This window comes from Pseudomonas sp. W2I6, assembly GCF_030815935.1.
Lineage (GTDB): Bacteria > Pseudomonadota > Gammaproteobacteria > Pseudomonadales > Pseudomonadaceae > Aquipseudomonas.
Genome location: NZ_JAUSXJ010000001.1, coordinates 1,988,140 through 2,009,924 on the forward strand (window position 1 = coordinate 1,988,140; position 21,785 = coordinate 2,009,924).

At 59.6% G+C, this 21,785-nt stretch carries 21 protein-coding genes; 14 read left to right on the forward strand and 7 right to left on the reverse strand.

Features of this window, described 5'->3' with window-relative positions; genetic code table 11:
- Positions 1 to 34 precede the first annotated feature (34 nt).
- The 7 genes from QF039_RS09420 (at position 35) to QF039_RS09450 (ending at position 8,005) form a co-directional block, all read left to right on the forward strand.
- Positions 35 to 1,462, forward strand: a complete 1,428-nt coding sequence (locus QF039_RS09420) for a mannose-1-phosphate guanylyltransferase/mannose-6-phosphate isomerase (RefSeq protein WP_134326350.1) — start codon at positions 35 to 37, stop codon at positions 1,460 to 1,462.
- A gap of 12 nt (positions 1,463 to 1,474) precedes the next feature.
- A complete protein-coding gene (locus QF039_RS09425; RefSeq protein WP_003211357.1) occupies positions 1,475 to 2,818 on the forward strand; it encodes a UDP-glucose/GDP-mannose dehydrogenase family protein in 1,344 nt (447 codons plus the stop codon).
- A gap of 179 nt (positions 2,819 to 2,997) precedes the next feature.
- Positions 2,998 to 3,282 carry a hypothetical protein gene (locus tag QF039_RS09430; RefSeq protein ID WP_003211359.1) on the forward strand — a complete coding sequence of 95 codons (285 nt, stop codon included), beginning with the start codon at positions 2,998 to 3,000 and terminating at the stop codon, positions 3,280 to 3,282.
- Positions 3,283 to 3,367: 85 nt separating this feature from the next.
- A complete protein-coding gene (locus QF039_RS09435; RefSeq protein WP_134326351.1) occupies positions 3,368 to 4,480 on the forward strand; it encodes a polysaccharide export protein in 1,113 nt (370 codons plus the stop codon).
- Between the two features lie 14 nt (positions 4,481 to 4,494).
- Positions 4,495 to 5,154, forward strand: a complete 660-nt coding sequence (locus QF039_RS09440; RefSeq protein ID WP_032899416.1) for a YjbF family lipoprotein — start codon at positions 4,495 to 4,497, stop codon at positions 5,152 to 5,154.
- Positions 5,151 to 5,918, forward strand: coding sequence for a capsule biosynthesis GfcC family protein (locus QF039_RS09445; protein ID WP_307517657.1), 768 nt, complete (start codon positions 5,151 to 5,153; stop codon positions 5,916 to 5,918). The genes QF039_RS09440 and QF039_RS09445 overlap by 4 nt, the downstream gene beginning before the upstream one ends.
- Positions 5,915 to 8,005: a YjbH domain-containing protein gene (locus QF039_RS09450; RefSeq protein ID WP_307517659.1), complete on the forward strand. Its 2,091-nt coding sequence runs from the start codon at positions 5,915 to 5,917 to the stop codon at positions 8,003 to 8,005. The genes QF039_RS09445 and QF039_RS09450 overlap by 4 nt, the downstream gene beginning before the upstream one ends.
- Positions 8,006 to 8,268: 263 nt before the next feature.
- Here the strand turns inward: QF039_RS09450 and QF039_RS09455 are convergent, their stop codons facing one another.
- From QF039_RS09455 to QF039_RS09475, 5 genes are all read right to left on the reverse strand, one after another.
- Positions 8,269 to 9,663 carry an undecaprenyl-phosphate glucose phosphotransferase gene (locus QF039_RS09455; protein WP_087694227.1) on the reverse strand — a complete coding sequence of 465 codons (1,395 nt, stop codon included), beginning with the start codon at positions 9,661 to 9,663 and terminating at the stop codon, positions 8,269 to 8,271.
- Between the two features lie 220 nt (positions 9,664 to 9,883).
- Entirely contained in the window at positions 9,884 to 10,573 is a 690-nt protein-coding gene (locus tag QF039_RS09460; RefSeq protein WP_307517662.1) for a winged helix-turn-helix domain-containing protein, read from the reverse strand.
- Between the two features lie 32 nt (positions 10,574 to 10,605).
- Entirely contained in the window at positions 10,606 to 11,361 is a 756-nt protein-coding gene (locus tag QF039_RS09465; RefSeq protein ID WP_177019929.1) for a hypothetical protein, read from the reverse strand.
- Complete coding sequence (locus QF039_RS09470) at positions 11,354 to 12,082, reverse strand: winged helix-turn-helix domain-containing protein (protein ID WP_003211381.1); 729 nt, start codon at positions 12,080 to 12,082, stop codon at positions 11,354 to 11,356. The genes QF039_RS09465 and QF039_RS09470 overlap by 8 nt, the downstream gene beginning before the upstream one ends.
- 291 nt (positions 12,083 to 12,373) lie before the next feature.
- Positions 12,374 to 13,225: a helix-turn-helix domain-containing protein gene (locus tag QF039_RS09475; protein WP_003211383.1), complete on the reverse strand. Its 852-nt coding sequence runs from the start codon at positions 13,223 to 13,225 to the stop codon at positions 12,374 to 12,376.
- A 109-nt stretch (positions 13,226 to 13,334) separates the two neighbouring features.
- On the opposite strand from QF039_RS09475, the gene QF039_RS09480 reads away from it, so the two are divergent.
- Positions 13,335 to 13,745, forward strand: a complete 411-nt coding sequence (locus QF039_RS09480; RefSeq protein WP_003211385.1) for a hypothetical protein — start codon at positions 13,335 to 13,337, stop codon at positions 13,743 to 13,745.
- On the opposite strand, the gene QF039_RS09485 is transcribed toward QF039_RS09480, so the two are convergent.
- Positions 13,739 to 14,734, reverse strand: coding sequence for a LacI family DNA-binding transcriptional regulator (locus QF039_RS09485; RefSeq protein ID WP_307517671.1), 996 nt, complete (start codon positions 14,732 to 14,734; stop codon positions 13,739 to 13,741). The genes QF039_RS09480 and QF039_RS09485 overlap by 7 nt on opposite strands.
- Positions 14,735 to 14,901: 167 nt before the next feature.
- Here QF039_RS09485 and QF039_RS09490 point away from each other — a divergent pair, with 167 nt between their 5' ends.
- From QF039_RS09490 to glsB, 5 genes are all read left to right on the forward strand, one after another.
- Positions 14,902 to 16,032: a Gfo/Idh/MocA family protein gene (locus tag QF039_RS09490; RefSeq protein WP_307522937.1), complete on the forward strand. Its 1,131-nt coding sequence runs from the start codon at positions 14,902 to 14,904 to the stop codon at positions 16,030 to 16,032.
- Positions 16,033 to 16,046: 14 nt separating this feature from the next.
- Positions 16,047 to 17,099, forward strand: coding sequence for a sugar phosphate isomerase/epimerase (locus QF039_RS09495; RefSeq protein ID WP_307522940.1), 1,053 nt, complete (start codon positions 16,047 to 16,049; stop codon positions 17,097 to 17,099).
- Positions 17,100 to 17,141: 42 nt separating this feature from the next.
- Positions 17,142 to 18,368 (forward strand): nucleoside permease, encoded by a 1,227-nt coding sequence (locus QF039_RS09500; RefSeq protein WP_307517673.1) that lies wholly within the window; start codon positions 17,142 to 17,144, stop codon positions 18,366 to 18,368.
- A 104-nt stretch (positions 18,369 to 18,472) separates the two neighbouring features.
- Positions 18,473 to 18,958, forward strand: coding sequence for a DUF2199 domain-containing protein (locus QF039_RS09505; protein WP_307517675.1), 486 nt, complete (start codon positions 18,473 to 18,475; stop codon positions 18,956 to 18,958).
- A 187-nt stretch (positions 18,959 to 19,145) separates the two neighbouring features.
- On the forward strand, positions 19,146 to 20,054 hold the full coding sequence (gene glsB / locus QF039_RS09510) for a glutaminase B (protein WP_003211397.1): 909 nt from the start codon (positions 19,146 to 19,148) through the stop codon (positions 20,052 to 20,054).
- A 115-nt stretch (positions 20,055 to 20,169) separates the two neighbouring features.
- Here the strand turns inward: glsB and QF039_RS09515 are convergent, their stop codons facing one another.
- Positions 20,170 to 20,517 (reverse strand): DUF6124 family protein, encoded by a 348-nt coding sequence (locus QF039_RS09515; RefSeq protein WP_003211399.1) that lies wholly within the window; start codon positions 20,515 to 20,517, stop codon positions 20,170 to 20,172.
- A gap of 561 nt (positions 20,518 to 21,078) precedes the next feature.
- On the opposite strand from QF039_RS09515, the gene QF039_RS09520 reads away from it, so the two are divergent.
- Complete coding sequence (locus QF039_RS09520) at positions 21,079 to 21,765, forward strand: M24 family metallopeptidase (RefSeq protein ID WP_087694233.1); 687 nt, start codon at positions 21,079 to 21,081, stop codon at positions 21,763 to 21,765.
- Positions 21,766 to 21,785: the final 20 nt, after the last annotated feature.

The window sequence follows — 21,785 nt, forward strand, 5'->3', positions numbered from 1 at the left end:
CGCTCTTATTGCCTTTAATCATCGAGTAATCGTTATGATCCCAGTTATATTGTCTGGCGGTTCAGGCACGCGCCTGTGGCCGCTTTCAAGAGCGCTTAAACCAAAGCAGTTTATTGCGCTGCACGGTGACTTGAGTTTGTTTCAAGCCACCTTGGATCGCATCAAGAACCTGTCGATAGAGGGCGAGACCGTCAGCCCGCCGATCATTGTGTGCAACGAAGAACACCGTTTCATCGTGGCCGAGCAAAGTCGATCACTGGACGTGATCCCGCAGAAAATCCTCCTTGAGCCGACCGCCCGCAACACCGCCCCGGCGATTGCGGCGGCAACCCTGTCGGCGCTGGCGGATGGGGACGATCCGATCCTGCTGGTGCTGGCGGCGGACCATGTGATCGGCGATACCCAAGCCTTTAATGCGGCCTTGACGCTGGCCAAGGTGGAAGTCAACAAAGGCAAGATCGTCACCTTCGGGGTTGTGCCCACCAAGCCGGAGACCGGCTACGGCTATATCCGTACTCAAGCGGCTGCGGTGGACGGCGCCGCGCATGTCGATGCCTTCGTGGAAAAGCCCGACCTGGCGACCGCGCAAGGCTACCTGGAACAAGGCAACTACTTCTGGAACAGCGGCATGTTCATGTTCCGCGCCTCGGTGATGAAGGCCGAGCTGGAGCGCCTGAGCCCGGAGATCATGGTGGCCGCGGAACTGTCCCTCTCCAACGCGGCCCATGACCAGGATTTCACCCGGCTCAGCCAGGTGGATTTTGTGAACGCACCCAACGTGTCGATCGATTACGCGGTGATGGAAAAGACCCACATCGCGTCGGTGGTCATCCTCGATTCGCCGTGGAGCGACCTGGGTGCCTGGGACTCAGTGTGGGAAGCGGGCCTCAAGGATCAGAACCAGAACTGCACCCAGGGCGACGTGCTGCTGCAGGACGTCACCAACAGCTATGTGCATGCCAGCCACCGCCTGGTCACGGTTGCAGGGATCAATGATGTGGTGGTCGTCGAGACTGCCGACGCGATTTTGGTGACCACCAAGGACCACGCGCAAGACGTCAAGAAAATAGTCGCGCAGCTGACTGAAAAGCACCGGATCGAGAGCACCAGCCACCGCGAAGTCTATCGGCCGTGGGGCAAATATGACTCGGTGGACCAGGGCTATCGGTACCAGGTGAAGCGGATCACGGTGAAGCCGGGGCACAAGCTGTCGGTGCAACTGCACCACCACCGGGCCGAGCACTGGATCGTGGTGTCCGGCACCGCGAATGTGCAAATCGCCGACAAGCAAGTGCTGCTGACCGAGAACCAGTCCACCTACATCCCCATTGGCGTTGTGCACTCCCTCGAAAACCCGGGGCGAATCCCGCTGGAGCTGATTGAAGTCCAATCGGGCTCGTACCTGGGCGAGGACGACATCATCCGCTTTGAAGACCGCTATGGCCGCCTCGAGCTTGTTTAAAGGAAGATTGAAATGAATGTAACTGTATTTGGAATCGGCTATGTGGGTCTTGTGCAGGCAGCGGTGCTGGCCGACGCGGGGCATGAGGTGTGTTGTGTCGACGTGGACGCGACTAAAGTCGAGAACCTCAAGGCCGGCATTATTCCGATCTTTGAGCCCGGGCTGAGTGCGCTCGTCCAGAAGAACCATGATGCCGGACGCTTGCACTTCACCACCGACGCCGCGCAAGGCGTGCGGCATGGAGAGGTGCAGTTCATTGCCGTGGGCACCCCGCCTGATGACGATGGCAGCGCCGACATCAAGTACGTGCTCTCCGTTGCCGCGACCATTGCGCTCAACATGACCGAGCCGAAGATTATCGTTAACAAGTCCACGGTGCCGGTGGGGACGGCGGACAAGGTCCGGGCGAAGGTGTCCGAGGTGTTGACGTCGCGGGGGCTTGAGGTGGAGTTCCACGTGATCTCGAACCCCGAGTTCCTCAAGGAAGGTTCGGCGGTCGCCGACTGCACCCGGCCCGACCGGATCATCATCGGCAGCGACAGCAGTTACGCCGTGGACCGCATGCGGGAGCTGTATGAACCCTTCAACCGCAACCACGAAAAGATCATCACGATGGACATCAGGAGTGCCGAGCTGACCAAGTACGCGGCCAACTGCCTGCTGGCCACCAAGATTTCCTTCATGAATGAAATGGCCAATTTCGCCGAACGCTTGGGCGCCGACATTGAGGCGGTTCGTAAAGGCATTGGCTCCGATCCACGGATCGGCTACGACTTTATCTACCCAGGCTGCGGTTATGGCGGCTCGTGCTTCCCGAAAGATGTGCAGGCGCTGGAGCGCACCGCGTCGTCGATCGGCTATCAGGCAACGCTGTTGTCTGCCGTCGAGGAAGTCAACAAGCGCCAGAAGCAGCACCTGTTCGGGCATATTCACCACCACTTCGGCGGCCAGCTGGAGGGCAAGACCTTCGCCATCTGGGGCCTGGCCTTCAAGCCCAATACGGATGACATGCGCGAAGCCTCGAGCCGCGTGTTGATCGAACAACTGCGCAGCGTGGGTGCCAGGGTCCAGGCATTCGACCCCGAAGCGATGGCCGAGACCCAGCGCATTTACGGGATGAACGAAGACCTGTTGCTGATGGGCACCAAGGAAGCGGCGTTGCAAGGTGCCGATGCGCTGGTGATCGTGACCGAATGGCGGGAGTTCAAGGCCCCGGACCTGGACTTGATAAAAGAAAAACTGAGCACGCCGGTGATCTTTGACGGCCGCAATATATTTGATCCGCAGCGTATGAAAGCCAATGGTTTCGAGTATTACGGTATTGGTCGCGGGTTATCGGTACGCCCCGTTGTTTAATCCTGACGATTATTAACATTGGTGGTTTGAGCTATCCACAAGTGAGATGATTTCGAGGAGGTTAAGTGCGTGATCCAACAGGATCTTTGCGCAGTTTGCATAGCCTGTTTATCTCCGTTCCATCACTACGCCCTTATTGCATTATTTGATAAGGGGTAAATATCGAGAAGGAGTCTGATATGAGGAAAATACTGTTGGCCGGCGTGCTGGCCTTTAGCAGTACTGCGGCATTGGCGGCAGGTGAAGTCGCGAGCGAGGCCTTGAGCGATGCGGCCGGCGCGAGCGAGCCCCTGTCGTTGAGCACCCCGCTCGTGGGCGGCGTGACGCTCGGTGAAACCGTCGGGGTCGGTACCGCGGTAGTCGGCGCTGCGGCGGCGGCTTCCAACTCGGGCGGCAGTTCCAATGGCGGTACTTCCGGCACCGGCGGCACCACCGGTACAGGCGGTACCACCGGTACCAACTAATAACCCGCAATGTGTGTTGTTCAAGATCACCCGGAACTTCTGGGTGATCTTTTTTAGACTCGCCCTCGACTAGCGTAGTGCCATTATGATTCGTAGGTTACCTGTTCTTTTGCTGGCAAGTTTCAGCTTGCACGGCTGCATGTTTTCGCCTGGTCAACATATGGACACCAGTCAAATGTCCAGTGAGGGTTCTCCCGAAAGTACTCGGGTAGAGTTGATTCCCATCACCCCCAAATTGATTGCCATGGATGCCGCCACGCATGTTCGTGAATCGGTGCCGGCAGAACTGTTGTCTTATGTGCCCGGTGGCTATCGCGTCGGTGCCAATGACCTGTTGTTTATCACGGTTTGGGACCATCCCGAGTTGACGGCACCGTCCGGGCCGCAACAGCAGATCGACGCCAACGGGCGCCTGGTTCGCCCCGATGGCACGTTGTTTTATCCGTATATCGGCAACGTCCCGGTGGCCGGCAAGACCATCGAAGAGCTGCGGGCCTTTATCGCCGGGCGCTTGTCGCAATTTATTGAAAGCCCACAGGTCGACGTCAGCGTCCTGCGGTTTGCCAGCCAGACAGTGGTGGTGACCGGGGCGGTGATCAAGGCCGGGCAACAGCCGATCACCACCACGCCATTGAGCGCTGTCGAGGCCATTGGCGCCGCCGGTGTCGACCCCACGAATGCCGACCTCTCGAGCCTGACCCTGACGCGCGACGGCCGTGAGTACACGCTTGACCTGGACAGCCTCAATCGCCAGGGCTCGCAACTGCAGGGCATCTACCTCAAGGGCGGCGACCGGTTGTACCTGCCCTATAACGACCAGAAACGTGTCTACCTGATGGGCGAAGTCAATCAGCCCCGGGCCCTGAGCTTCAAGGGCAAGTCGATCAACCTGACCGATGCCCTGGGTACCGTAGGCGGCTTGAACCAGACCACTTCCAATGGCAATGCGGTCTATGTGATTCGCGGCGTGGACAACCTCGAAGCCGAACCGGCCAAGGTGTTCCAACTCGATGCCCAGTCGCCTTCCGCGCTGGTGCTGGCCACCCGGTTCGACTTGCAACCCCAGGACATCGTGTACGTCGGGCCGGCCGGCGTGACGCGCTGGAACCGCCTGATCAGCCAGTTGCTGCCGACCGCCAGTGCCATTGGGATTGGTGCCCGATCGGCCAATGACCTCAGTGAAGTCAACAGCAGATAAGGCGTTATCCCGTGGTGAAAATGTTGCCTACCAGCGCCTGCCTGTCGATGGCGCTCTTGTTGTGCGGGTGTAACCCGTTGATGAGGGCGTCGTGGTACACCCTCGAAACTTCTGTGACGGGCCCGGCCCCGATCAACGTGACCCGCGCCCAGGTCGACGCGGTGCCATACCCGCAGATCCTGGTGACCACCGCCGTCAGCGAGGGCGTGATGGCCATGGCCCGGCGCCGGGGCGACCTGCAGTTCTGGGTCGCTTCCGGCAAGCAAGTGGTGATGATGCGTGACGGCCTGGTGGTACGCACTGTCGGGCTGGGTGTTTCCCTGGATGGCACGCGTTTCAGTGGCGAATCGCCGTTCAAGCGCGGGCTCCAGCATCTGCCCGACGGCTACACCGGCACACGCTGGATCGACCTCTACGACGGCAACCGAATCGGTATCGCGGTCAACAGCCGTTTCAGCAGCCACGGTATCGAGACCCTCCGCATTCTGGACAAGGATTACGCCTTGCTGCGCATCGACGAGCAGGTGGACGCTCCCACCTTGAATTTCCGCGCCACCAACCATTATTGGGTCGACCCGCAGGATGGTTTCATCTGGCGCAGCGAGCAGCATTTGACGCCCCGGTTGGCCCTGAAAATCGTGCAGTTGCGTCCCGACCGGGAGGCAGCCCGATGAAGTGTTCGAAGCTTTTATGGCTGGGCCTGTTGCTGATCGGCCCCGGCACTGGCCAGGCGGCCGTTACAGTCAGTGGCGATGTGCGCAGCCCTGGCGCCTTCGAGGTCAAGCCGGGTGCGCGTTTGCTGGACGTTATTCGTGTGGCCCAACCCAATGCAGAAAGCTACTGGTTGGGCGCCGCGTGGCTGCACCAGTCGTTGGTGAGCACGCAGGAACGCTTGAAGGCAGGGGTTTTGTTCGATCTGAAACTGCTGCAACGAGGGGCCTTGCTGGATGACCGTGGCTCCCGGGCGGACTTGAGTGCGCGTCTGTATCGACAGGTCGAACAGTTGCCGGTCACCGGCCGCCAGGTGCAAGTGCTGGACCCGATCGCCGTGGAGGCGGGGTTCGCGCGCAACGCATTGCTGGATGACGGGGACCGGCTTGTCTACCCGCTGAGGCCGTCCACCGTGCACGTGCTCGGCGCGGTCGCGCAGTCCTGTGATGTGCCGTACCGGGCCATGCGCGAGGTGCGGGATTATGTTGGCGACTGCACGGTCCTCGATGACGCCGAGCGCGATGACCTGTGGCTGATCCAGCCCGACGGCCAGGTACGGCGCGTGGGCGTGGCGGCGTGGAATCGCGAGGACGGCGTGGTGGCGGCCCCCGGCAGCAGGATCCTGGTGCCGATCCGCAGCGACGACCTTGAGACGCCGACCCCTGATCTCAACCAACAACTGGCCGAGTTTTTCGCCACTCAACCGTTGGCTGAGGTGAACCCTTGAATTTACGTTTTGCGGCTGTACTGCTGTTGCCTTGCGGGTTGGCTCACGGTGACCCCCGTTACACCCAAAATGATTTCGGCGGCGTGGGCCTGCTACAGACCCCCACCGCACGCATGGCCCCGGCGGGAGAGTTGAGCGCCAACGCCAACCGCACCGATCCCTACTCGCGCTACAGTTTTTCCCTGCAACCGTTTGATTGGCTGGAGGGTTCGTTTCGTTATACCGCCATCAGCAACCGCAGGTACGGCGCCGAGGCGTTGAGCGCAAGCCAGAGCTTCAAGGACAAGGCCATCGACTTCAAGGCGCGGCTCTGGGAGGAAAGCCGGTGGGCACCGCAGGTGGCTTTCGGTGCCCGGGACATCGGCGGTACCGGGCTGTTTTCCAGCGAATACTTTGTCGCCAACAAGCGCCACGGCAACCTGGATTTCAGCCTCGGCATCGCCTGGGGCTACCTGGGAAACCGAGGCGACTTCGGCAACCCGCTGTCGGTGTTCGGCAGCAAGTTCAACGACCGGCCCAAGAGCACTGCGGTCGTCGCCAGGGCAGGGGACGTGAACTCCAACGCCTATTTCAGGGGCCGCCCTTCGTTGTTCGGCGGGATCGCCTATCAAACGCCCTGGGAACCCCTGAGCCTGAAACTCGAATACGAGGGCAATGACTACAAGCACGAGCCGTTGGACAACCCGATCAAGCAGGACTCGCCGGTAAACATTGGCGTGGTCTATAAGCTGGCTGACAGCGTCGACCTGAGTGCGGCCTGGGAACGCGGGAATACCGCGATGTTCGGCATCACCCTGCACACCAACTTTGTCAGCCGCAAGGCACCGGTCAAGACCTATGACCCGCCCGCCGAACCGTTGCCGGCGCGCATGCCCACCACCCCGGCCGACCAGGTCAACTGGGCCAACGTCGCCGACAGGCTGCAGCAGAATGCCGGCTACAAGGTGGAGCGCATTGCCCGGCGCGGCTCGGAATTGATGGTGTATGGCGAGCAGCAACGCTACTTCTATTCAGCCAAGGCCGTGGGACGCGCCAGCCGGATTCTCGACAACAGCGCCAATCAGGATATCGACTGGTTCACCCTGGTGAACAAGCGCTATGACATGCCCATCGAAGAAACCAGCGTGCCCCGTGCGACCTTCCGCGCCGTGGTGAACAACCAGCAGCCGTTGACGGACCTGCACCGTAATACCGAGGTCAATCCGGCGGTTGCCCATCGGGAAACCACGCTCTACAGCGGAAAATCCGAGCCGTTCAACTATGGCCTCGGCCTGGGTTACAAACAGAACATCGGTGGCCCCGACGGCCTGCTTTATCAGTTCACTGCCGACGCCGACGCGGAGTACCGTTTTACCCGCAATACCTGGTGGAGCGGCTTGCTCAGCGCCAACCTGCTGAACAACTACGACAAGTTCACCTACGACGCACCCAGCGGGTTGCCGCGAGTACGCACCGACCTGCGCCAATACATGACCACGTCCGATGTGACGATGCCGAACTTCCAGGTCAACCATGCGCAGCGCCTGGACCGCGACCTGTATGGCATGGTCTACGGCGGCTACCTGGAGTCCATGTACGCCGGGGTGGGCGGCGAGGTGTTGTTCCGGCCGGCGGGCAAGCACTGGTCAGTGGGCGCAGACCTGAACTTCGTGCGCCAGCGTGATTTCAACCAGGGCTTCGGCCTGCGGGATTACCAGACCATCACCGGCCATGTCACCAGCTATACCGAGCTGCCCTATGACACCCTGGCCGCCGTCAGTGTGGGGCGTTACCTGGCGCGGGACTGGGGCACCACCGTCGACATCTCGCGCCAGTTCAAGAACGGCGTGAAGTTTGGTGGCTGGGTGACGCTGACCACCGCCTCGAAGGAAGAATATGGCGAAGGCAGCTTCGACAAGGGTATCTATATTTCCGTCCCCTTCGACGAATTGATGAGCACCTCGACGATGCGTCGGGCCAACGTCGTATGGGCGCCACTGACCCGTGACGGCGGCGCACGCCTGAACCGCGGCTATTCGCTGCAGACCATGACCGACGGGCGTGACAGCGAGTTGTTCTACAACAACTTCGAGAAGATCACGGAGTGACGGTGCGGCATCTGCCGACCAGGTTGTCGACTGCCCGGCGTTGAATGCGCCGGGCAGTCGCCACGCCGAACGCTACAGCGCCAGGTGCAATGCCGGCGCGCAACACTTGCCTGACTTTCCTCTTTGATGACTATGCGAATGGCCCGGGCCCGGGCGTCGCTGTGGGCGCTATCGTTGCGCCTTGCGGGGAGTGGTGGCGGGGAGGGCGCAAAGCGCGCCTGGTGCCCCGCGCCGCCGATGCAGCGGCACGGGGAAGGGCGGGGTCAGTAGATGTCTTTGGACAGCAGGGTAAACGGCGTCTTGAACAGGATCTTGATGTCCAGCCACAGCGACCAGTTGTTGATATAGCGCAGGTCGATATCGACGCGTTGCTGCATCTTCTCCAGGGTCTCGGTTTCACCCCGGCAGCCATTGACCTGCGCCAGGCCGGTGATGCCGGGCTTGATGCGATGCCGCGCCATGTACGCGCGAATCTTGCCCGAGTAGTAGTCATTGTGGGCGACGGCATGCGGGCGTGGGCCGACCAGTGCCATATGCCCTTGCAGCACGTTGAACAGCTGGGGCAGCTCGTCGATGGAGGTGCGGCGGATAAAGCGCCCTACGGGGGTAATGCGTGAGTCGTTGCGGCTCGCCTGGCGCACTTCGTGGTCGTCATGCACGCGCATCGAGCGGAACTTCCAGACCTTGATCACCTCGCCGTTCCAGCCGTGACGATCCTGCTTGAAAATTACCGGGCCGGGAGAGGTAAGTTTGATCAGCAGGGCGAACAGCAGCAGCAACGGGCTGAGCAGGATGATCGCCAACAGGGCCAGGCTCTTGTCCAGCAGCGACTTGCTCAGTGCTGCGGTCGGCCGGCTGGTCAGCGGGCTTTCATTGAGGAAGATCGCGGGCAATCCATCCACCTCGGCCACGCTGTGGTTGAGCAGCAGCATGTTGTTGAGGTCGGGCACCCAGATCACGTCCACGCTGATCTCCAGCAGGTTGAGGTACAGCGCCTCGATGTGGGTCGCTTCCTGGAGAGAGTGAGTGATGTACAGGCGGCGGATACCGTGCTGGCGGATCAGCGCGGGAAGATCGGGCAAGTCACCGAGGATCTGAGGCTGGGTGCCGGCCTGGGGGGAGGTGGTGCGGGGACCTACGAGACCGACCAGAGGGGAGCGTTTTTGCCTGGCGAGAGTATTGGCCAAGTCGGTTGCAAGTTTTCCCGTACCAATAATCAGCGATTTCTGGCGCTCATGTAGTTGCCGGTGGTAGTACCTGGATAGACTGTGAATGGGAATGTAGCAAAGGGCTAGTATTGGATAGCTGACAGCGGCCCACAGTAGCAGGATCTCGAAGGGAAACAGCGAACTGGCATTACAGGCTATGCCGACCGCGAACAATATGCCCAGGGTCAATAACCAGCCGGTGAATAATCGTCCCAGCCCAACAAAAAAGTCATCTTTTTTGCTATAGACGTCACATAACATGTAGGCCGGTATAGAGGCCAGTATTGTAATGGCTGCCAATATCCGGTAGTGGGATTCCAATTGCCCGGTCTTGAAAAGTACCAGTGAAAACAAAAGTACAACGACCACACTCAGGGCAATTGCCCACTGTCCCCAAAAGGTCAGGCCTTTGGGTGTAAGGTTACGATGCATTCTTCTGTTGTTAAGCATACTTCTGCTCCCTGTGGTATCCACTCACGTGCTGGCAGGTTAAAGCGAGGCGTGGTTTTAATGACTATCAAATGGCAGGCGCACGCGTAGGCGTGCGTATTGATAGTAATAAATGGCAGGGAGCAATGGCTGACGACTTATAACGCGGTCATGTTGTTATAAAATGGCAGATAGAAAGGCGTTCTAATAGGCAGGGTGAATTGTAATTTTTATGAAATAATTATTGTTCTGTGACGTTCGCGCGACTGCTCAGCGGGCTTTTTATTTTTTGTGTCAGGCAGTAGCCACGGTTACGCACCGCGCGGAACAGGCGTTCGCCATCATTCACGCGCTTGAACTTGTCCTGCAATCGGCTAAGGCACATTTCAAGCCCGCGATAGAGGTCGGGCTCACGTCCGATGTTGCGGATAAGTTCTTCCTTGCTGACCACACGTTCTTCATGGTTCAACATTTTCTTGATCAATGCCGACTCAATAGTGGTCAAGGAAATGCGTAGCCCACCTTTCACCAGCGCACGATCTTGCTGGGTAAGTAGCCAGACATCGGGGCCGCGTAATGCAGAGGATGAGTTAACTGTTTCCGTGGTGGTGTTATTCAGGGCCGGGTGTGTGACGTCTGATTTTAGAGCCGTGATGCTAGGTTTTTTTGACGCGTCGTAAAGTTGTCGGGTCAGTCGATTACTGGCTTCGTAAAGTCTTTTGGCGGCGACATAGTTACTGAGCCACAGATTGAAATTCTGCTCTTTGGTAACGGCGTAGGAACTGGTCGAAGCGTCCGATGTTTTTTCCACGGTTTCGATCAGCGGCCCGCTGTCGACGTCGTAATGTAAAAATGCCACATTTGGCGTGAAATCGTGCAGTGCGATTGACGGGTACGTCGATGTAAATGTGTGTTTCTTGAGAGAACTCATGGCATTCACCGATTCCAGGAAAGTACGGGGGTTCATAAACTATCAGCAGGGGAGAAGTAGGGGCCCTGAAAATAGTCAAAAGGCAAGCGTCTGGCGAGAAGTGCGCTGTCGGCGTGCTCGACGTTGTCGGCGATGAAGGAGACCCGGGTGGTGCTCATCAGCCCCAGCATCTGGTCGTAAAGCCGGTCGAACAGCCCCGAGCGGGTGTTCAGACTGAGCCTGAGGGCCGAGTCTGGAAAAGGCATTTTTATATAGTCATAAAGACTCAAGTCGATCAGCAGGTCGGTGTTTTTTGTATTTAATGTGTAATTGTTATAGGCAAGCTTCAGGTTGCTCTGGTCTTTCAGGCTATACAGTTGACGGATCATGCTCCGGCGTTCCAGCGGGCCCGGAAGGGTGTCCAGTGTGTTTTCAACGCTGACAATGAGTTGTTGTCTGTTTTTTTCCAGCGTGTGTGAAGTATCGATAATTTCCTTGAGCAGGTCCTCATTCATCAACAGCGATTGCTCAATTCGGAAAAACTTGTGGAGGCCCGGGCTTTTATCCGCGCGCAAACGTTTACTTGTGCGGGCAAATGAACTCGGCCTGGCATGTTGCAGGGCTTCGCTGTAGGCGTCTTTAAGTTGTTCGGAATAAAACGGGCAGGCGTCATCACGCGGGCTGTCGAGCGCAGGCTCGGCGTGGACGCGGATCTCACTGCCCCACAGCGTGCAACTTCGTTCAAGTATCGCTTGCCGCGAAAAGGTGAAGCAGGCTGACGCCTCACGTAATAAGGTTCCGCTATTCACGGTTCGACCGCTCCCTGACGGGGTGGATATGATTAACCGAAGCCAGCCCTCTGCTTAGTTTGTAGCCGTAACCGCGAATGCTCTGAATTATATTGCTTCCGTAATGTGATTTTATTTTGCCACGTAACCGGCTAATCGATTTTTCGAGGGCTCTTGAATCATAAAATCGGGGATTCAGCCCCATTACCACGGCGATTTCATCATGGCTGAGCAATCGATTATGAATGAGCGCTTCCAGTACTTTCATTTCGACAAAGGACACTTCGAGCTTTTTGCCACCCCCGTAGATGCACATGCGGTCCTGATCGAGTAGCAAATCAGTATTACTTAGCCAGTATGTCTCGCTGAGGAACGCGGCAAACAGGGCAAGTTTTTTCTCGGGCGAGCTCTCGACGACCTTTATGCAGTAATCAGCGCCTGCGAGATAATATTTGGTTTTGCTTAGTGTAGTGGCGAAGGTGACAACCAGGAAAATGGTGCTGCCAGGATTTTCCGATCTGGTTTTTTTAATGATGTCCAGCGTTTGGGTGCTGGCAGAGGGGGTGTCGATCTCTATGATGATGGCACGGTAATGTCCATGGCTTGCATAGGGACCGATTAGTTGGCCGTAGGAGCGTGTATCGACTTTTAGATTTTTCGGTACAGTACGAACTATAAGCTCGCTGAAGTCCTCGGATTTCGATGGGGTCCGTGCAATAGCGAGGACGTTGGAAAAATGCATCACGTTGCTCCCTTTTCCGGCATGCGAGGCCGTCAATTCAATCGCTGCAGGCGTTTAGATGTTAATCGAATTGAATACGCCAAAACGTGACAAATTTTAACATTCGGCACTTTATTTGCGGGGGGTAAGGCGGATTTCAGGCGGGTGTTGAGAGCGGGTTTGTGGACCGGAGTACTCATATGCTAGTGCAAATTTTTTAGTGTGCGATAAGTATTTTAGGCGGGTTGATTTTTTTTGGCTGGAATGATTTAAGCCTTCTAGTCCCTTGGCTCTAAAAATGCTTATACGTGACTATTTATAATAATCCAGCAAGGCGATAGCGGGCGTCGTGTGCTGGGGTATGCTCGCGCGGTCAGCCAGGTAGCGCGCCGGCGGTTGGCCGATGGCCTTGCGGAACATGGTGATAAAGCCGCTGGCGTTTTCATAGCCGAGATCCAGCGCCACCGTCTGCACACTTTCGCCTTTCGCCAGGCGCTGCAGTGACAGGATCACATGCAGTTGCCTGCGCCAGCGGCCGAAACTCAGGCCGATCTCCTCCAGCAACAAGCGCGTCATGCTGCGTTCGCTCATGCCGATGCGTACGGCCCATTCGCCCAGGGTGGCCTTGTCGCTGGGGTTGGCCAGCAAACTGTCGGCCAGGCGCCGCAGCCGAGTGTCCCGGGGCATGGGCAGGTGCAGGGCCTCCACCGGTGCCAGTGCCAGTTCGTCCAGCAGCGTGGCCACCAACCGGCCCTGGGCGCCCTCGGTGTCGTACAGCGGCGGGAAGCTGACGGCCTTGCTGATCAATTCGTGTAACAACGGCGATACCGCCAGGGTGCAGCATTGCCGGGGCAGGGCGCCGGCGGCGTCGGGGTCGACCAACAGACAGTAGATATCCGCTGCCCCCGACCCGCGCGCGGCATGGGAAAGGCCGCCCGGAATCCACAACGCGCACTGGGGGGGCACGATCCAGATACCTTCTTCGATGACGCAATGAATCACCCCGCGCAATGTGTACATCAACTGGCCCTTGCGGTGCTGGTGCGGTGCGTGCTCCCAACTCGCAGAGGTGCTTGAAGCGCTCACTGCAACCACCGCACGGGGAATTGCATCGGCGAGGGCCGGGCGCAAGGGGTCACGGGTTTCGAGGCGGTGGTTGTACATGGCGGCGCGGCGTCTTGGCTGGAATGCGAAACATTCTGGCCATTCTGTGCAATGGCGTCCAGTGATGGCATGGCTATCATGAGAAACATTCTCGTTAAAGGAGCTTCCCATGCAACTCGACAGTTCAACATTCCCCGTGGTGAAAATCGTGTTTGACGCCCCCAGCGACACTCCCCCGCAAGATACCTTTGGCGCATTCGAGGCCTTGTTGCAGCGCGAGGAACCCTTCGTCCTGCTGCACGAGAAAGCCGTGGATGAAAGCACTCACGAGCACTCCCACGAAGAGCGCAAACAGGCCTCGATCTGGATGAAGAAGCACAAGGTGGCCCTGCGTACTTTCGTCAAAGGCATGATCCAGGTGGAGCCCAGCGCAGCCAAGCGGCTGGCGCTCAAGCCGTTTGCCGTGATGTTCGGCAAGGCGTGGGGCTACCCGTTGCTGGTGGTGGAATCCACGGATCAGGCCTGGGCATTGGCGCGGGATGTGCTGGATACCCAGGTGTCGGATGTGGCGCACTATTGAGTGTGGGGCGCTGCCGTGCTGCCGCGTACTGTGAGTTCGAACGGCACTACAACCTGACGCTCCGACAGCGGCGTTTTCTCGATCAGTGCGATGAGCATCTCGACCGCCTTGCGGCCGAAGATTTCGGCAGGCTGGGCAATGGTGGTCAGCGGCGGGTCGCAGTAGGCCGCGAAGGGGATGTCATCAAAGCCCACCAGGGAAATATCCTGGGGCACGCGCAGGCCCTGTTGCTTGATGCGCTTCAAGGCGCCGATGGCCATTTCGTCGTTCTCGCAGAACAGCGCAGTGGGCCGCTCGGGCAGGGCGAGCATGTTGCCTGCGCCCTCGAAACCGGCGTGCAGGGTGAAGTCGCCGTGGCAGATAAGCGCCGGGTCGCGGCGGATGCCCGCCGCGAGCAAGGCATCTTCATAACCGGCCACGCGGTCACGGGTCAGTGGGCTGCTTTTCGGGCCTTTGATCAAGCCGATGCGGCGGTGGCCGAGGTCGATCAAGTGCTGGGTCATGGCCCGGGCGGCGCCACGGTTGTCGAGGCTGATGGTGGGGTGGCGACCGTCCTGGATCACCTCGCAGGCGTTCACCAGTGGCGGTGAGTCGCTGCAGTCGCTGAATGGGTCTGAGGCCCGCAACTGAATCACACCATCGGCCTGATGGGCGTGGACCAGTTCGGCGAACTGTTTTTCGATTTCTGCCTGGCCCCGGGTGTCGCACAACAGCAATCGATAACCCGATGCCTGCGCCGCTTGCTGTGCACCGCTGATGACCCGGGCGAAAAACGTGTTGGCAATCGCCGGCACCAGGATCACCAGGTTGCCGGTGCGCCGCGAACGGAATTGCACCGCCATGCGGTTCGGCCGGTAACCGGTCTGTTCCACGGCGGCGTTGACCTTGTCGCGGGTCTCGGGCAACACGCGTTCAGGGCTGGCCAGGGTCCTGGACACGGTGGCCACCGAGACCCCGGCCAGGCGGGCGACTTCACGAATATTGGACAAGACCACCTCGTTATCAGAACAGCAGCCTGCAAGTTTACCGCAGTCGGGGTTTGACACCGCGAGCAACCAGGCCTAAATTTCCGGCACGATGTAACCGGTTACATCATGATCGGTAATTGCCCATAAAGAGAAGACTTGCGATGACGGTTGCTGTGCAAAAAATAAGAATGGGCTTTGTTGGCGGCGGCGAAGGCGCCTTCATCGGCCAGGCTCACCGCCAGGCGGCGGGGCTGGATGGGTGTTATGAACTGGTGTGCGGTGCCTTCAGCCGTGAGCCCGAGAACAACCGGAGCACCGGCAATGCGCTGGGCCTGCCCGCGTCCCGCTGTTACAGCGAATGGCAGCAGATGCTCGCCGGCGAACAGGCGCTCCCGGCCGAGCAGCGCATGCAGCTGCTGGTGATCGTCACCCCCAATCATCTGCATGCACCGATTGCGACCCAGGCGCTGCAGGCGGGCTTCCACGTGTTCAGCGAGAAGCCGGCCGCGCTCAATCTTGCTGAAGTGCAGGCGCTGGCAGACGTTGTCAAAAACAGTTCCGGGCTTTATGGGCTGGCACACACCTACCTGGGTTACCCGATGGTGTGGCAGGCCCGCGACATGGTGCGCAATGGCGTGATCGGCGCGTTGCGCAAAGTGATCGTCGAGTACCCACAAGGCTGGCTCAGCCAGGACGTGGCCGGGCAGGGCAACAAACAGGCGGACTGGCGCAGCCGGCCCGAGCTGTCGGGACTGGGCGGCTGCATCGGCGACATCGGCACCCACGCCTTTTCCCTGGCCGAGTTCATCGCCGACCAACCGATCGAACAGCTTTGCGCGAGCCTGGGCATCCATGTACCCGGCCGGCAACTGGATGACGATGCCGCCATGCTGTTCAAGATGGCCTCCGGCGCGAGCGGCGTGCTGATCGCCAGCCAAGTGTGTGCCGGTGAAGAGAACCCGCTGAAGATCCGCCTCTATGGCGACAAGGGCGGCCTGGAATGGCGCCAGGAAGAACCCGCCAGTCTGATCCATCGTTCCCTCGACCAACCGCTGCGCATCCTGCGTTCCGGCGTCGGCCAGCCCTGGCTGTGCGACGCGGCATTGCAGCGCATGCGCCTGCCCGCCGGGCATCCCGAGGGTTACCTGGAAGCCATGGCCAACCTCTACCGCGACTTCGCCAAGGCCATTCGCCAGGGCACCGAGGCCGTTGGCGTACCCGGCATCGAAGTCGGCGTGCGCGGCATGGCCTTTATCGAAGCCGTGATCGCCAACCATCGCGGCGAGGCGAAGTGGACCACCTTGGCGAACCACCCATGAAGGAGACTACAGACATGCGCGGCCCAGGCATTTTTCTCGCCCAGTTCATCTCGGACGAAGCGCCTTTCGACACCCTGGCCAACATCGCCCAATGGGCGGCGTCCCAGGGCTACAAGGCGATCCAGTTGCCCACACTCGGCACCCGCTACATTGACCTGGCCCGCGCTGCAGAAAGCCAGGCCTACTGCGATGAACTCAAGGCGACCTGCGCCCATGCCGGCGTCGAAATCAGCGAGCTATCGACCCACCTGCAGGGCCAACTTGTGGCCGTGCACCCGGCATTCGACACGCTGTTCGACGACTTCGCCCCGGCCCATCTGCGCGGCCAGCCCCAGGCACGGACCGAGTGGGCCATCGACCAATTGAAACTCGCCGCCCGCGCCAGCCAGCGCCTTGGCTTGACGGCCCACGCGACCTTCTCCGGCGCGCTGCTCTGGCCGTACATCTACCCCTGGCCACAACGCCCCAGCGGCCTGGTGGAGCAAGGCTTTGCCGAGTTGGCCAAGCGCTGGCTGCCGATTCTCGATTGCTTCGAGGCGGCCGGCGTCGACCTGTGCTACGAAATCCACCCCGGCGAAGACCTTCACGACGGCGCCTCTTTCGAGCGCTTCCTCGAAGCCGTCGACCACCATCCCCGGGCCAACATTCTCTACGACCCCAGCCACCTGCTGCTGCAGCAAATGGATTACCTGGGCTTCATCGACCGCTACCACGCGCGCATCCGCATGTTCCACGTCAAGGACGCCGAGTTTCGCCCCGACGCGCGCTCCGGCGTGTATGGCGGCTACCAAGGATGGGTCGACCGCCCTGGCCGTTTTCGCTCATTGGGCGATGGCCAGATCGACTTCAAATCGATCTTCAGCAAGCTCACCCAGTACGACTTCCACGGCTGGGCCGTGCTGGAGTGGGAGTGTTGCCTGAAGGACGCGCAACAAGGCGCGGCAGAAGGGGCGGAGTACATCCGCCAGCACATGATCCGCAAGACCAGCAAGGCATTCGATGACTTCGCCGGCGTGACATCCGACGAGCGATCCAACCGACGGCTGCTGGGCCTGCCCGACGCCTGAACAGCGCCTCTGCCCCAAAATAACAATAAAACGGTGACCACAATGAAAGCGCGACTGAGCGTCATGATGTTCCTGCAATTCTTCATCTGGGGCGGCTGGTTCGTCACCCTCGGCACCTTCCTCGCCAGCAACCTGGGGGCCAGCGGCGGGCAGATCGGCATGGCGTTTTCCACCCAGTCGTGGGGGGCGATCATCGCCCCGTTTATCATCGGCCTGATCGCCGACCGCTACTTCAACGCCGAGCGCATCCTGGCGGTGCTGCACCTGATCGGCGCGGTGCTGCTGTACCAGCTGTACCGCGCGCCGGACTTCGTCGGCTTTTATCCCTACGTGCTGGCATACATGGTCATCTACATGCCGACCCTGGCACTGGTGAACTCGGTGGCCTTCCGGCAAATGAGCGACCCGGCCCAGGAGTTTTCGCGCATCCGTGTGTGGGGCACCTTGGGCTGGATTGTTGCGGGGCTGGTGATCAGCTTTGTGTTCGCCTGGGATTCGCAGCAGTCGATCACCACGGGCGCGTTGCGCAACACCTTCCTGATGTCTGCCATCGCGTCAGTGATGCTGGGTTTCTACAGCTTCACCTTGCCGCGTACCGCGCCCTTGAAAGCCGAGGCGGGCAAGGGTGATATCAAGCAACTGCTCGGGCTGGATGCGCTGGGGTTGCTCAAGGATCGCAGCTACCTGGTGTTCTTCATCGCCTCGATCCTGATCTGCATTCCCCTGGCGTTCTACTACCAGAACGCCAACCCGTTTCTCGCGGAAATCGGCGTGACCAACCCCACGGCAAAGATGGCTATTGGGCAGGTGTCCGAAGTGCTGTTCATGCTGCTGTTGCCGCTGTTCATCCAGCGTTTTGGCATCAAGGTCGCCCTGTTGGTGGGCATGCTGGCGTGGGCGCTGCGCTATGCACTGTTCGCCTATGGGAATAACGGCGAGCTGGCCTTCATGCTGTTTACCGGGATTGCGCTGCATGGCATCTGCTATGACTTCTTCTTTGTCTCGGGGCAGATCTACACCGACGCGAAAGCGCCGGAGCGCTTCAGGAGTTCGGCGCAGGGGCTGATTACCCTGGCTACGTACGGTGTGGGCATGTTGATTGGGTTCTGGGTGGCGGGGCAGGTGACCGACCACTATGTGGCGGCGGGTAGCAGCCATGACTGGCGCAGCATCTGGCTGTTTCCGGCGGGTTTTGCGCTGGTGATCTTTTTTTGTTTTTCGCTGGCGTTCAAGGGGCGGGAGCGGGTGGCGGCAGAGCCGGCTGATTGACGCATGGCGCCCGCAAAGCGGCGTTGCGCAGCGTTGGTATCGCGCTAGAATGGCCCGGCGCAGCGAGTCGACTGTGCGGCCAGAATGTTTGAAGGAGACGCTAATTGCTGTGCAACCAGTGCGAAGAAGAACACCGGATTGACGAGATGGAGCTGGCGTTTCGACGTCCTGATGCCGTTATGGCGCTATCGCAAGACGACAGAGAGAGTGGGGTCCAGGAGAACAATGACCTGGCCATCATCGGCGGTAAGCAATTTTTCATTCGTGCGTTGCTGCCATTGCCGGTGCTGGGTCGCGAGGAGGTTTTTCACATCGGTATTTGGGTCAGGATCCAGCAGTTGGATTTTGAGCGGGTTTACGAACTCTGGGATGACCCGCAGCAATCAAGCGAACCACCGTTTTCGGTGACGATTGCCAATGACATCCCAGGTCTGCCTGCAACATGTGGGCTCCCCGCCATGCTGAACCTGACTGACCCGGCTAACCGGCCAAAGGTGACGCTGATCGCGAGTAACCATCCGCTGTCGCTTGAGCAATGCCGAGGCATTACGGCGCATCGTGCACACGAATATGTGGTGTGGACACGTTGACGCCACTGCCAGTAGAGACCATAAGAAACGCTGCGACCGAATGCCCGACTCTTCATGGATCGACCAACAGTTAAAGTCTGAATAAACGAAGACCTCGTTGTGCGCGCCTGCGCGTTTCTACCCCCTGGGTTTCAGGTATCCTCCGCGCCCGCCAATCACTATTTTCCAAACCATGCCAGAACACAACATGCAGGCCCTGTTGGAGTCGATCCTCGACGAAGTCCGTCCACTGATCGGCCTCGGCAAGGTCGCCGACTACATCCCCGCGCTCGCCGACGTGCCGGCCCAGCAACTGGGCATTGCCGTGTATGGCAATGACGGCTCGTCCTACTGCGCGGGCGATGCCCATACCTTGTTCTCCGTACAGAGCATCTCCAAGGTATTCAGCCTGGTGCAGGCCATCGACCATGGCGGCGAGAGCATCTGGGAACGCCTGGGCCACGAACCTTCGGGGCAGCCGTTCAACTCCATGGTGCAGCTGGAGTTCGAGCGTGGGCGGCCACGCAACCCGTTTATCAACGCCGGTGCGCTGGTGATCTGCGACATCAACCAATCGCGCTTTGCCGTGCCTATTTTGTCCATGCGTGATTTTGTGCGGCGGCTGTCGGGCAACCCGCAGATCCTGGTCAACAGCGTGGTGGCCGAATCCGAAGCCCAGCACGGTGCGCGCAATGCGGCGATGGCGTACCTGATGAAGTCCTTCGGCAACTTCCACAATGACGTGGATGCAGTGCTGCACAGCTACTTCAACTATTGCGCATTGCAGATGAGCTGCCTGGACCTGGCCAAGGCATTTTGCTTCCTGGCGAATGAGGGGGTGTGCACCCACAGCGGCGAGCAGATTCTGACGGCGCGCCAGACCAAGCAAGTGAACTCGATCATGGCCACCAGCGGGCTGTATGACGAGGCGGGGAATTTTGCGTATCGCGTTGGCTTGCCGGGCAAGAGCGGGGTAGGCGGCGGGATTCTCGCGGTGGTGCCGGGGCAGTTTACGGTGTGCGTGTGGTCGCCGGAGTTGAATGCGGCGGGCAATTCCCTGGCGGGGATGAAGGCGTTGGAGTTGTTGAGCGAGCGTATCGGATGGTCGGTTTTTTGAAGAGACTTGATCGCTCCCACGCTCTGCGTGGGAGCGCTGCCCTGGACGCTCTGCGTCTGCCTTTGTGACGCGGAGCGTCACAGTCTGCATTCCCACGCGGAGCGTGGGAACGAGCTCAGCGCGGGCTGGTTTGCGCGCATCGATCCAGCGCTTTGTCGACCAGCATCTGCACACCTTCCAGCATCCGGCAAATGCCCAGCGCCACGTTGCGCTGGGTACCATCGACTTCGAAGGCCAGGTGAGCGGCGATGACATTGATCGACGCCAGGTCTTGCGAGGCATTGGCCAGCAAGGTTTCCGTGTCCAGGTCCGTACGCACGGTAAATAATCCATCGAACGGTAGCTCGGTGGGTTCAGGCGGTTGGGGTTGGGCGTCAGGTTTCAGATAGTGGTGAATGGCGCGGTAAGCGGCTTCTTGAAGCCGGTCGGTGTGCGGTGGGGGATTGGGGCTGTCTTTAATCATGGTGAAGCTCCTTTGTGAATGGAGCTGCCACGATTCGCGGTCAAACGATTAGGGTGGCAGCTATACGCGGGTTGACCGACCGGCCCAAAGAACAAAACCGGCATACCCGAAGGTATCCCGCGCACAGCTGCCGCGACACAATACATCAGGCGTAAAAAAAACGCCCAAGATCGGTTTTGGCGCAGTTGTTCTATGGTTGCGGACGGTCAAATCCGGTCGCTGAATTGGCAGCGACTGCGGGAGTTAGTCAGCCCGGGTCCGACCGACAACCTGAAACAGTTGTCGGAAAAATCCGAGCATGTCTCCCTCAGTCAGAGACGGTCCATGTTGCCCAATCGTGTCGTCCAGGCCCCGCCAAGTCGGTGCTCCGGCTATTGATCGCTCCCACGCTCTGCGTGGGAGCGCAGCCCTGGACGCTCTGCGTCTGCCTTTGTGACGCGGAGCGTCACGGTCTGCATTCCCACGCGGAGCGTGGGAACGAGCTTAAAATCCGAGTGCGTCTCCCTGTCGAGGAGAGTGCTGCTACCATCGACGCAATCCCTCATCAGTCAGAGACAATCCATGTTGCCTAATCGCGTGGTCCAGGCCGCCGCCAAGTCGGTGCTGCAGCAGCTCGTTACGCGGATCACGCCACAGTCCACCGAAGCCTCCATCGCCGAAATGGCGACGCAGATGCTCGCGGATTCCGGCTATCCGCAGACCTGGTATTACGACTGCCCGGCCTTCGTATTGCTGGGTTCGCGCAGTGCGCTTTCGGTGTCGGGACGCGACTATCGGCCCAGTGATGAAGCCGTTGGTTTACACAATCTGATCACGGTGGATTTGAGCCCGAGAGCAGGCAATGTGTGGGGCGACTGTGCCCGCTCTTTCTATGTGGAGGAGGGCGTGTGCCGGGCGGTGCCGGTGGGGGCCGAGTTCAGCAGGGGTTATGAAGTCGAGCACCTGCTACACGCGATGATGCGCACATTCGCCCGGCCTGAAACCACGTTCAACGATCTCCACGCGTTCGCCAATGACCTGATCGCATCCGAGGGTTTCGAGAACCTCGATTTCGCCGGCAACGTCGGCCACAGCATCTGCGAGCAGCGTGACCAAAGGCTCTACATCGAGGCGGGCAATCATCGGCGCCTGGAGGAGGTGACGTGCTTTACCTTCGAGCCGCATGCTCGCGAGCGAGGCGGTCGCTGGGGCTACAAGCATGAAAATATCTATTTCTTCAGTGATGAGGGAAAGGTCTGCGAGCTTTGACGAAGGCGCCGGTCTCCTGA

Excerpts from the sequence above, each read along its gene's own strand:
- QF039_RS09420 (WP_134326350.1), top strand. The coding sequence starts at position 35 with ATGATCCCAGTTATATTGTCTGGCGGTTCAGGCACGCGCCTGTGGCCG.
- QF039_RS09425 (WP_003211357.1), top strand. The coding sequence starts at position 1,475 with ATGAATGTAACTGTATTTGGAATCGGCTATGTGGGTCTTGTGCAGGCA.
- QF039_RS09430 (WP_003211359.1), top strand. The coding sequence starts at position 2,998 with ATGAGGAAAATACTGTTGGCCGGCGTGCTGGCCTTTAGCAGTACTGCG.
- QF039_RS09435 (WP_134326351.1), top strand. The coding sequence starts at position 3,368 with ATGATTCGTAGGTTACCTGTTCTTTTGCTGGCAAGTTTCAGCTTGCAC.
- QF039_RS09445 (WP_307517657.1), top strand. The coding sequence starts at position 5,151 with ATGAAGTGTTCGAAGCTTTTATGGCTGGGCCTGTTGCTGATCGGCCCC.
- QF039_RS09455 (WP_087694227.1), bottom strand. The coding sequence starts at position 9,663 with ATGCTTAACAACAGAAGAATGCATCGTAACCTTACACCCAAAGGCCTG.
- QF039_RS09460 (WP_307517662.1), bottom strand. The coding sequence starts at position 10,573 with ATGAGTTCTCTCAAGAAACACACATTTACATCGACGTACCCGTCAATC.
- QF039_RS09470 (WP_003211381.1), bottom strand. The coding sequence starts at position 12,082 with ATGCATTTTTCCAACGTCCTCGCTATTGCACGGACCCCATCGAAATCC.
- QF039_RS09475 (WP_003211383.1), bottom strand. The coding sequence starts at position 13,225 with ATGTACAACCACCGCCTCGAAACCCGTGACCCCTTGCGCCCGGCCCTC.
- QF039_RS09480 (WP_003211385.1), top strand. The coding sequence starts at position 13,335 with ATGCAACTCGACAGTTCAACATTCCCCGTGGTGAAAATCGTGTTTGAC.
- QF039_RS09490 (WP_307522937.1), top strand. The coding sequence starts at position 14,902 with ATGGGCTTTGTTGGCGGCGGCGAAGGCGCCTTCATCGGCCAGGCTCAC.
- QF039_RS09495 (WP_307522940.1), top strand. The coding sequence starts at position 16,047 with ATGCGCGGCCCAGGCATTTTTCTCGCCCAGTTCATCTCGGACGAAGCG.
- QF039_RS09500 (WP_307517673.1), top strand. The coding sequence starts at position 17,142 with ATGAAAGCGCGACTGAGCGTCATGATGTTCCTGCAATTCTTCATCTGG.
- glsB (WP_003211397.1), top strand. The coding sequence starts at position 19,146 with ATGCAGGCCCTGTTGGAGTCGATCCTCGACGAAGTCCGTCCACTGATC.
- QF039_RS09515 (WP_003211399.1), bottom strand. The coding sequence starts at position 20,517 with ATGATTAAAGACAGCCCCAATCCCCCACCGCACACCGACCGGCTTCAA.
- QF039_RS09520 (WP_087694233.1), top strand. The coding sequence starts at position 21,079 with ATGTTGCCTAATCGCGTGGTCCAGGCCGCCGCCAAGTCGGTGCTGCAG.